This is a genomic window from Enterococcus sp. RTP21361st1_A6_RTP21361_211029 (assembly GCF_040910045.1).
In the GTDB taxonomy this organism is placed as follows: domain Bacteria; phylum Bacillota; class Bacilli; order Lactobacillales; family Enterococcaceae; genus Enterococcus_D; species Enterococcus_D gallinarum.
In genome coordinates this window covers 1-10,840 of sequence record NZ_JBDGBK010000103.1, presented here as the reverse complement: position 1 = coordinate 10,840, position 10,840 = coordinate 1, and the positions used below count along the sequence as shown (strand labels likewise).

Annotated in this window: 6 protein-coding genes; all 6 read left to right on the top strand. The window is 41.8% G+C overall.

Going from position 1 to position 10,840, the window contains the following annotated elements; all coding sequences use genetic code 11:
* The first annotated feature begins 675 nt into the window (after window positions 1-675).
* The 6 genes from AB5Z52_RS14395 (at window position 676) to AB5Z52_RS14370 (ending at window position 10,697) form a co-directional block, all read left to right on the top strand.
* On the top strand, window positions 676-5,604 hold the full coding sequence (locus tag AB5Z52_RS14395) for a hypothetical protein (protein ID WP_131731976.1): 4,929 nt from the start codon (window positions 676-678) through the stop codon (window positions 5,602-5,604).
* A gap of 308 nt (window positions 5,605-5,912) precedes the next feature.
* On the top strand, window positions 5,913-6,626 hold the full coding sequence (locus AB5Z52_RS14390; RefSeq protein WP_029486285.1) for a WxL domain-containing protein: 714 nt from the start codon (window positions 5,913-5,915) through the stop codon (window positions 6,624-6,626).
* A gap of 56 nt (window positions 6,627-6,682) precedes the next feature.
* Window positions 6,683-7,384 (top strand): WxL domain-containing protein, encoded by a 702-nt coding sequence (locus AB5Z52_RS14385; RefSeq protein WP_131732125.1) that lies wholly within the window; start codon window positions 6,683-6,685, stop codon window positions 7,382-7,384.
* 70 nt (window positions 7,385-7,454) lie between these two features.
* Window positions 7,455-8,516, top strand: coding sequence for a DUF916 and DUF3324 domain-containing protein (locus AB5Z52_RS14380; RefSeq protein ID WP_029486287.1), 1,062 nt, complete (start codon window positions 7,455-7,457; stop codon window positions 8,514-8,516).
* Between the two features lie 254 nt (window positions 8,517-8,770).
* Complete coding sequence (locus tag AB5Z52_RS14375) at window positions 8,771-9,262, top strand: hypothetical protein (RefSeq protein WP_003128114.1); 492 nt, start codon at window positions 8,771-8,773, stop codon at window positions 9,260-9,262.
* Window positions 9,240-10,697, top strand: a complete 1,458-nt coding sequence (locus AB5Z52_RS14370; RefSeq protein WP_288551673.1) for a helix-turn-helix domain-containing protein — start codon at window positions 9,240-9,242, stop codon at window positions 10,695-10,697. Before AB5Z52_RS14375 ends, AB5Z52_RS14370 begins: the two co-directional genes overlap by 23 nt.
* Window positions 10,698-10,840 lie beyond the last annotated feature (143 nt).

Here is a 10,840-nt window from a genome sequence, read left to right as displayed (position 1 = left end):
ACAGTTAATCTTATCATACAAAAAAGGAGTGGATTTCTCCACTCCATAAAAGTCTAACTTTTTGGGGTCACTACACTGTTTGGTGCTTTTTTTGCGCACGGAAATAAAAATACATGCTGTTAAATTAGATTAATAGTTATTTTATTTTTTATGATTGTATTATTTTTCTAATGTTGTTTAGAAAAAATTATAAAATTTTTTTCGGTTATTATACTTTGAGTTATTTTATTTTAGAAAATACAGTGAATTATTATTCGTTATAACATTATTAATTCTATGAAATATAAATGATGTTAGCGATTTCTATATAGGGGCATCAAGTACAAATAATTCGGATAATAGATTAATTTTTCAGTGGTAAAGATTGCTTTATTATGTGATTTTTATAATCTTATTCTAATTATATCTCTTGAACTCTTACGTTTTTTTAGTATGCTAGGTGAAATTAACTCTAAATTTATCCTTTCCAAGCATTTCAAGTAAATGTCAAACAAACTGCCTGACAAGGCCAAAAATGAGAAGAAACAAGCGGTTAGGATGTCAATTTATAATCATAATTTTGGAATGGATGAAAAAAAATTATAATCCTTTTTTTATTTGGATATAGACTATGGATAGCATAATGCGTGTATTGCGCAATATTTTACTCATTTTCACTCAGTCAGGAGGGATAAAGTGAATCGTTTTTTAACCAATTTTCTTGTTTTTCTATTAGTATCTTCTCCTTGTTTTTCATATACAGAGGTAGTTGCACATGCAGAAAGTATCGCGCAAAAAAGTGAAACAACGGATACTTTAAACGAGTTAGAAAAGCTTAGCGATATAGATAATAAGGAAAGTATCACGAGTAACAGAGAAAGTAGCAGTGAAAGCAGTGAAGGTACCGCAAGTCAGGATAACGAAACAAACGAAACATCTGAAGCGACTGAAACAGCAGAATCGGATGAATCGCCAGCACATTCAGCATCTGAATCTCATTCCCAAGAATCTGTTACTAGTTCTTCACAAGAGTCAGAAGAACTGACGATAACCTTCAAAAGTGCTGAAGGGCGTTTGTTGGAAACAGGAGAAACAAGCCTTCAAATCAGCAAGAAAAAAGGGGAACGTCTTACAGCAACGGACATTCCTTCCTTTAAAAATCCGGCATCCTTTGAAGGCTGGCAGCTAGAAGGAAAAATTTATAGTAATGAAGCATTGCAAAACGTGGACCTAGATCATGATCAGATCCTGCTAGCAGTTTTTAAACAGGGCGTGAGTGTCCGGTCTAGCGGTTCCTTAGTAGACCTGTCCATCAAAGATATTATTGCAAGTGCAGATCCTTCACGACTTGTTGCCGTTCCAAGTCCTGCAGGCGATGGGGAAACTTACGCTGAGTATGCAAATAGTGTCGATGGCTTTCGGCAAGCCTTGTTTGATATGTATCAAAATGGCAATGGCGGTGAGTTTGCTTTGTATGTCGGATCAGGGGGTACCTTGACTTTACCGGCTGATCTGACAGCCAAAACAATACCAAGCACAGTAGACAGTAGCAATATCACGTTTTATGCATTACAAGGGAAAGTTAGTCGCTTGATATTAACTGGTCATGCTAACGATCCCATCACAGATGCGACAACATTGGCTTCAGGCAGTCGACGGGTTGATTTCTCAACGAATAATTATTTTGGCTCGGATATCGTGTTTCGCAATATCGACTATAGGGGATCGACGATTTACATGAACGGGCACAGTCTTTTCCTCAATGGGGGTGCCGTTGGAAATGGCTTTACGATATATGGTGGCACAAACAGTGGGGATCTGGAAGGCAATCCGACGATCCATGTGAATAACACGGGTTCAGGTACTTGGAATATTTATGGGGGCAACCAAAGCGGCGGAACGTTGAAGGGGAATGTAACGATCAACGTAAACAATACCGTCTCTGGGATAAGTACCATTGCAGGGGGAGCCAATGTTGGAACGATCGATGGCAATACAAAAGTAGCGATCAAGCAATTGAATGGCACATTGACAAACTATTATGGCGGTGGTGTTGGATCAAGTGCTACAAATGCAGCCAATGTGACTGGGAATGTTGAAACGACGATTGCTACGAAAAATGCCAATTTTCGGTTGGGAACGTTTGTCGGAGGGGTTCAGTATGGAACGATCGACGGTAGAATCAACAGCACTGTTTCCGGTAGTGGAGGCTGGACTGGGACAGCCAATCGTTTTATCGGCGGTTCCTATTATGGAAATATTGGCTCGGAACCTGCTAAAGATGCCATCGTAACGAATCTTGATTCGAGTCTCTATTCTACAGGCCGGGCAACTTTTGAAGGTGGTAATCGATACTCTGGCACAATCAATGGAAACATCGTAAATACGGTCAAAGCGGGTCCTAGCGCTAGTGTCGGTGGGATCGGTGATTTCAATGGCGGCGGCGGGAACAATGTCAGCACGCTCTCACAAAGTTCGATGGGAGCTTCGAATACAACGACTTACGACAATTATACTCCCGCACAACGGGCTCAATTAGCAGAAGCGGGAGCAAGTTTCAAAGTATACGGCAATATTACCTCCCATCTGGTCAGCGGTTCTTTTTCAAATGGTGCAACATATACTACAGCTGCAGGTCGCGGCGGTTATATTGATGGGAATACCACGATTGAAGTGGGGTCGATTACAGCAGATGGCAGTCCAGGTGGAGACGGTATTGCTTATAAAGGATCAAAACCGACCAACCTTGCTTATTCCACAACAACCAAAAATCGAGGGGAACTATCTGGCTGGGATATTGTCGGCGGTGGGGGAGATCCGGGAACTACCTGGAATATCTACATCAAAGGGAATACTAAAACAATTCTAAATAATACGGTTGCTCGCTGGACCTATGGCGGCTCTTTCTCTGGAGTTATTGAAGGAAATGCATCGAATACATTGAACTCAGGGATCGTAGACACCCTTGAAGGTACTGGCTATACCGGTAGAAGAGTCTATGGTAATGGTGAAACGACAGTCAATAACGGACAAGTGGATTGGTTCTTGTCTGGCGGCGGCTGGAACGATCTCTTGATTGGTGGGAACGTGGCAGTAACGGTTTATGATGGGGTGATCAATGCCTCTCTAGGGGCTTCATACGGAGATTCCAGTTCTCATACGATCAACGGAAATTCGAATAATCGGATTTTCGGCGGGAACTTTTCCGGTACCCCACGAACTGGCTCTAATGGTTTTTCTGGCGGTGTGACTAATAATGGCAGACTATTGGGAAATGCAAGTTTAACATTGGATTTAAGAAATTATGACGGTGAGTTTAAGCTGCCTAGCGGGACCAATATTTCTGGCGGAAATCCATTCAACAGTACAAATATTGTCGGAACAGATACATCCAATACGATTACGCTGAACATCTATACAAAACCAGGATCGGATGTCTTGAACGGTGCCACGATTTATGGGGATGGCGGCCGAACTGCTAGCAATACGAGAAGCGGCAAGATCATGATGAACATTCAAGCGGAAGATTCCAGTATTGGTAATTTATATACCACCTATTACTCGAATATTTCCTCTAATCAGATTTTGCGCGATGTAGAGATGCGTATTCAAGGGGCGAAAAGTATCAATGGGATCTCTGGCGGAAATGCAACGGACAATTTCACCAATGCAATCGTTGCTAACAGCACCAATCAAGTCAAAATGAATTTTGGCGAGAATGTAGATGGAACCAATGCTTACCAAGATGAGCCCATATCTATGACAGGATTAGGTCTCGTGAATTTTACCGAATTAACTGTGACTAACGGATTGACATTGATGGCTACCGGTGGGGATATAAAAAATGGGCGCTCAGCTACAGCGGCCAACCATAGTACGACTTATCACCAGTTTGGGACGATCCAGCTGTCGAAAAATGCCGGTATTGGAATTTCTTCAGCAAACAACATGATTTCAGGCAGTAAGTTAACCATCGAAGATGAGGCAACCATTGAATCTCCTCCGGGTACTGGTCGGATCAACCTTTCCTATTTTGAAGTGCCAGATTCAAAAAAAGATCATTTGACTTGGATCAAAAATACGGAGAATGATGCTGCAGCACGAGCAAAAAGTCAGGGCACTTGGTTTGGAGAAGTCACAAGCTACCAAGTATTGACTATCAATCCAGTTGCAAACAATGCGACGCCGATCACGCCGATCACTTTTAGCGGCATCGAAAAAGCGACTGGTAAAACATTCATTGGGGACAATGATGTGACGGGAGTCAATGGCTACGGAATTGCGATTCCTGGTTCAGTGATCGACTATGAAGTCGAAATGCCCGGTATCGCTGATGGGCAAGGTTCAATCACTCATGACGTGACAGGCGTTAAAGAAAATAATGCGCCACTTGTGATTCAAGCATGGGGAACAGATATTGCTGGCATCCAGGTTCAAAAAGGGCGGCTGCTTATTCCGTATACTGGGTCAAATTTACCGATACTGACCTTTACACCAGAAACCCAGAATAAAGGTTCTTGGTTTTATGCTGGACAGATCCAGTCAAGCAAAGTTGCTAGTGCGACAGAAACAATCCCAGAACAATCGTCTTCAGATCCAGTCGATTGGCAGATTCCCGATGGTGAATACAGCTATCAAGTGAAGGTTTCTTACTCGAATCAAGCTGAACTTCGTGCTCAGAACGCAATCATTACAGAACAAGAAGCTGAGAACCTCACTAAAGAAGATGCACTGGACTATTTGCAGGCACAAGGACGCCCATTCTTTACAGATAGTCTGACGGAAGAAGCAATAGCAGAGATTCAAAAACCATTGGGGTCAGCAACTTCTCGCAAGCATCTTGTTTCATTCAAAGCAGGAGCAGCAAATCAATCATCTGTAGAACAAGCAGTCAATCTGGTAGTCGTGAAAAATGAGAGTGCCTTGGCAAGCAATCGGCAATTCGCTGTCTTTGCCAAAGATAGCCGCTTGACTTTAGGGGAAGCAACGGCTATCACGAATCAAGCTGATTTAGCAGCATATACGGAAGCCGCAACGATTTTTGCTGATGGTCGAGACGAGCAGTTGCCGCAAGTTGCACCAGAAGCACTCGAATCGATCCAGCAAACAAGCGAAGAAGAGCTGCTAAAAAATGTCACAACTACGTATCATTTCACCGAAAATGGGCAAACTGCTGAAAAAACAGTGAATGTGGCGATCGCTGGTGAGTTGACCTTGAGCAGTGTACCGACAACTATCGATTTTGGGGCACAAAAAATCACTACCACCACTCAAACGTATTGGCCTGACATTCAAGGAGATTTGATTGTCAAAGATACACGAGGATCTGAACGAAGTCCTTGGCGGCTCACTGTGAAAGAACAGCAGAGCTTGAGTAATGGGACAGATCATTTAGAAAATACGTTGTTCTTTGTAAAAAATGGGGAAGAGCAATTACTAACAAATGGGGAAATTATCGTTGAAGAGACGGAATTGACCGAAAACGGCGACTATCATGTGAATCAAGAATGGGGAGAAACAGCGAATAAAGGTCTTAAATTAGTTGTTCCGGTAGAAAAGCAAAAAATAGGCGAATATAGCGGAACGTTATCCTGGCAACTAGTATCTGCTCCAGGCAATCCATAAAAGGCAGAAGAGTAAAGATAAAAACAGTCATTAATGCAAGTTTGCTCGGCTGATTATTCTTGTTTTTGGCAACTACCTTAGCTGCTGAAATAGGCGCGGATGACAGCAATGGCGGAACGTCATTTTATGGCGTTTAGGAATATCCAGCAAAAAATCCAAGACCATAGGCGAAAGTACTGAGAAATCAGCCATTCGACCAACAAGGACATAAAATCTTACCCACAACGGGTTCTGACTCTTCCAGTTAACTCGCGATGGGGGTTGCTTGTTGGCAGCACTAGGTATTTTATCAAAAAGGAGCAAATGAAATGAAAAAGAGTTTAATAACGATGGGTATCGTCATCCTTAGTTCAATAATCTTGCCGATCACCGCAGTTGCAGCAGAGTATACATCAAATGGGGCAATTATTTTTGAAACGGATAATGATCTCACTAAACCAGTCGACCCTACCGATCCGGAAAAACCAGTCGACCCGGTCGATCCCACGGATCCAATGGGACCAAATCCAGGAACTGCTGGGCCGTTGTCAATTGATTTTGCCTCCAGTTTCCAATTTGGCAATCAAAAGATCACATCAGAAACAATGGATTACTATGCAAAACTGCAAGAGTTCATTTCAAGTTTAGCAGGTCCGAATTATGTGCAAGTCACAGATAAACGGGGGACTCAAGAAGGCTGGTCTCTTAGCGTCATACAGAACGGTCAATTTAAGACAGCACAGAGTGAAGTGCTAGCAGGGGCTTCATTATCAATTTCTTCCGGAACAGCAATTTCTGTGACAGATAAGCAGTATGCACCAACAGTAGTAGAGAATCACACATTTGTTCCCAATAGTGAAATGAACTTGGTGAATGTCCCGGCAGGCAAAGGGATGGGGACTTGGATCTATCGCTTTGGTGCTGATGCATCAGAAGGAGCGGCAGCTGTAAAATTAAACATTCCTGGTCGTTCGGTTAAATTAGCCAAAGAATATCGAACAACCTTGACTTGGTACCTCAAAAATGTACCAGAGACTGAATAAGAAGGGGCAGAAAAGTGAAAAAAATAGTAACCGCAGCAGTATTCGTAGGATTGGGAATGACGAGCACGGTCACTGCTCAAGCAGCAGAAGTGGCAGCTTATCATTCAAATGGTCAAATTGTCTTTGAACCAAACACGGAGCCAACGGATCCAATCAGTCCAATAGACCCAGATCCAGACAATCCAATCAAACCAGTCGATCCCACCACGCCAGATGGCAAACCTGAACCAGGAACCAACGGACCGTTATCGATCGACTTTGCCTCCAGTTTGTATTTTGGCATGCAAAAAATCACTTCAAAAACGGAAGTCTACCATGCCTCATTGCAAAAATATGAGGATGCAGCAGGTGCAGAACAAGAAGGACCAAATTTTGTACAAGTCACAGATAACCGAGGAACGGAAAGCGGCTGGACGTTGCATGTCAAACAAAATGGCCAATTTAAAACAGGGAAAGACCAAGAATTAAAAGCAGCTCAAATTCGCTTGACTAACGGGACGATCGTTACACCATCCGAATCCCCAAAACCTTCTAATTTTAAAAGCACGATTACCCTGGATCCCAATGGGGCTGAATCATTAGTCATGAGTGCCCAAAAAGGGGAAGGAGCCGGTACTTATCTTATGAGCTGGGGTGACAGTTTATTCGCAGCAGTAGATAGTATTGAATTAGAAGTGCCTGGTTCAACAACGAAATATGCCGTGAAGTACAGTACCACATTTACCTGGCTGCTAACTGATACCCCGACAAATCCATAGCAACCAGTCCCTTTAAGTGTAAGGTTTTGATACGTAAGGGTGGTACATAGATAGAGAGGGAAAATCCATCATGAAAAAAAGTAAACAGCTCATTATACTGGTTTTGGCAAGTCTTTTCTTTTTTATTTCGGTAAGAGGCATGGCCTCTGAATTCAATTTTGCAGTAAATCCAGTCATACCAGAGAACCAAATAGACAAATCTAAGACTTATTTTGATTTGAAGATGTCACCAGGTGCTGTTCAAACGGTGGAGGTTCTATTAAGAAATGATACGGATAAGGACGTAGTGATTGAGCCGAAGATCGCTTCGGCAACCACCAATCTAAACGGCGTTGTTGAGTATGGTCAAAATGATATCGAACCTGATGAAACCTTAACGCACAATTTGAAGGATTTGGTAGACATCGCAGAGACCATCACGATTCCCAAACAGTCTCAAGTGACTTTGCCTTTAAAAGTAAGCATGCCTTCAGAATCATTTAAAGGCGTGATTTCCGGTGGACTGACATTAAAAGAAAAGCAGGAAGAAGCCTCTGATCAGTCCGAGGATCAAGGATTAGCGATCAAAAATGAATATGCCTATGTCGTCGCAATTTTGTTGAGACAAACAACGGATGAAATCGTTCCAGATTTGAAGTTGTTAGCCGTCGAACCTGATCAAGTGAATGCCCGCAATGTAATCAATGTGACTTTTCAAAATCCGACCGCTGCCTATTTGAATTCATTTTGTTTGATCAACGATGTCACTAAAAAAGGGCAAAACGACAGCCGCTATTCTTCTGATACTTCTGGTATGCAGATGGCACCAAATTCCCATTTTTCTTATCCCATCTCATTAGAAGGACAAAAGCTTGAAGCAGGTACTTACCTGCTGAAATCTGTTGCCTACAGCGGAAAAAGCGATGAAGGACAGTATAAAGTCAAGAATGGTGATGAGGAAGAAAGATATTTATACAGATGGGAATTTAAAAAAGAGTTTACAGTGGCTGGCGATGTTGCGCGAGACCTCAATCGGAAAGATGTCACTATCGAAGAAGATCATACGTGGCAATATTTATTGATTGGACTCCTCTTGGTGATCATTGCATTTCTGATTGTTTGGCATCGTCAGAAAAAGAATGAAGGAGAGTAACTAGTTTTGAAAAGTGATGAGCGATAGCCGATTCATTGCGGAATCATTTTCTTTCCTGTTTCTCAAAGTAAGTCTTATGGAGAAAGATCTCCAGTTAGGACAACAAGTTAGCAGCAAGTAAGAACAGCTGGCTTTTTCAGCTACACCTAATGGTGTGGGGCTGTCTTTGATAGATTCATCGATTATTGATGGTACGTGAGGAGAGGCCCAAGTGAGATGCCAGATAGAACTATGTTAAGGCGGTGAAATAATCAATGAAACGCAAATTTGGCTTTGTTTTAGGAGCCTGTATTATTATCGGAATGATCGACCTTGTTACCGAACAGGTCGTATTCGCTACCATCTATAATCCGCTGAATCCTTCAGAAGAAATCGTTCCGAAAGACCCTCCAGAAATCAACGAGGCGCCTGTTGATGAGAAGACACCAAAAGCAGCAGAACCAGCATCGCCTAAGGAAGAACCCAAATCAAAAGAAAACAGTCAAAAGGAACAGCCGTTACTGAATCTAACAAAACCGTTTTTGGCTGATGGCAAGCAGCTGGCAAAACGCGTGACGGTGGAAGATATCTTCCTTGCAAATAGTCTGTCGGTCGACTTAGCAATGCCAGACGATGATTCAGGTGGTGATGGCAATGATCAGCCGTCTTATCTTACAAGCTTGTGCTATTTATTTACCGGAAGTGTCCTTTATGGGCAAAAGAATGATGGAGGCCTGAAAACGCATGTTTTTGACATTTTTGAATAAAGCGGATAAGCGAAAATTGGTGCTGCTTCAATACTTGGAAAATGCGGTTTCTTTATCCGAGACAAAAGAGGCATTGATGGATAATCTGACAATGTCCGAATTTTTGATCAACAAGACCGTTCAAGAATTAAACACGGACTTTTATGAATTTGGATTGGATGAAGAGTTTGGTATTGTGACTGATGGGACCGTGATCAAATTAAATGCTTCTGGTTTGGCAACCTCTGATAACGTCTTGACCTATTATTTGGACCAGTCACTGAAATTTTCCATGCTGAAAGAATGTTTTTTTGAACAACTGTCTTCACTTTATGAATTCGCTACGAACCATTTTTTAAGCCATACGCCTGTGTATAAAGAATTTAAACAATTCAAGCAGATCCTTAATGATTATGACATTGAGGTGACGAAGGAATTTCGATTGATCGGTGAAGAAAATGAAATAAGGGAATTCATATTATTGTTTTTTATGAAAGAATACTATTTGAATCAGTCGGTTTTTCCGAAAGAAATCGAAACAAAAAGAAAGACTTTCGATGCGCTTAATAGTCAAGGCTGGTTGAACCCTCAGCAATCTGCCCGAATGCAGATCCGCAAAGAACAATACTTAGGAATCATTATTACCCGAATGTGCAATGGTCATTTTCTGCAAAATACAGTTGAGGATGGTTTGATCAATGCTGAACACTTACGAATCATTGAAGAGCTGAAAGACTGGCTGGCGAAGATCTTGCCTACGGTGAGCCTGACTACCTTAGAGCGGGAAGCAAAGGAGATATTGCGGTTTCTGATCGTAGAAGGCTGGTTAGTAGAAAATGACCGCTACATTGATCAAAATCATTATATCACCCAATTAAATGAACATTTCTATACAGAACTTAGTGGTCGTTTTGCTCTTTCCCAAGAGCTTCTAGCACTGCTTACAACTGAATTGACGAACATTCATTACCAACTGCTTTCATTTTCTTTCAGTTCGCGATGCGAGTATCAACATTTGGACGTCACTTATTTCCTGCAAACATACCCTGAATATGTGGCTTTTTGTCGGAATTACCTTGAAGCTAACCGGAACCGACCCATTTTGTGGAACAACAAGGAATTTCTATTCTTTCGCTATCTGATTTTATTGATCTCAACGATCCCATTAAAAGAAATATCTGTTCCTCTCTATGTATGTGTCGATTTTTCTTATGGTCGTTCGTATAATCAAATGATTCGCAACAATATTGAAAAGATTCTCGATTTGAATATTCAGTTTCAAAGTTTTCCGGATGAAAAGACTCATCTGACTCTTTCAAACATGCCTTTTTATGGGGCAATGGGGATCAATCATATTTTGTGGCTGGCGCCGCCGCGTCCAGTGGATTGGGTCAACTTTACCGAGAAAGTCGTGGGCATCTGCAGAGAATTTTTGAAAAAAAAATTTGAGAAATAAGTTCACCCAACCGATTGGGACGTGAAGGATTGCATTATTAAAAAAAGAGCTGAAATTGTTTTCAGCTCTCAGACTGTAGACAAAAGCTGTTCCAAACTCGTAACTCGAGCTTGGAACAGCTTTTTATCTACTTCGTTTCGAAT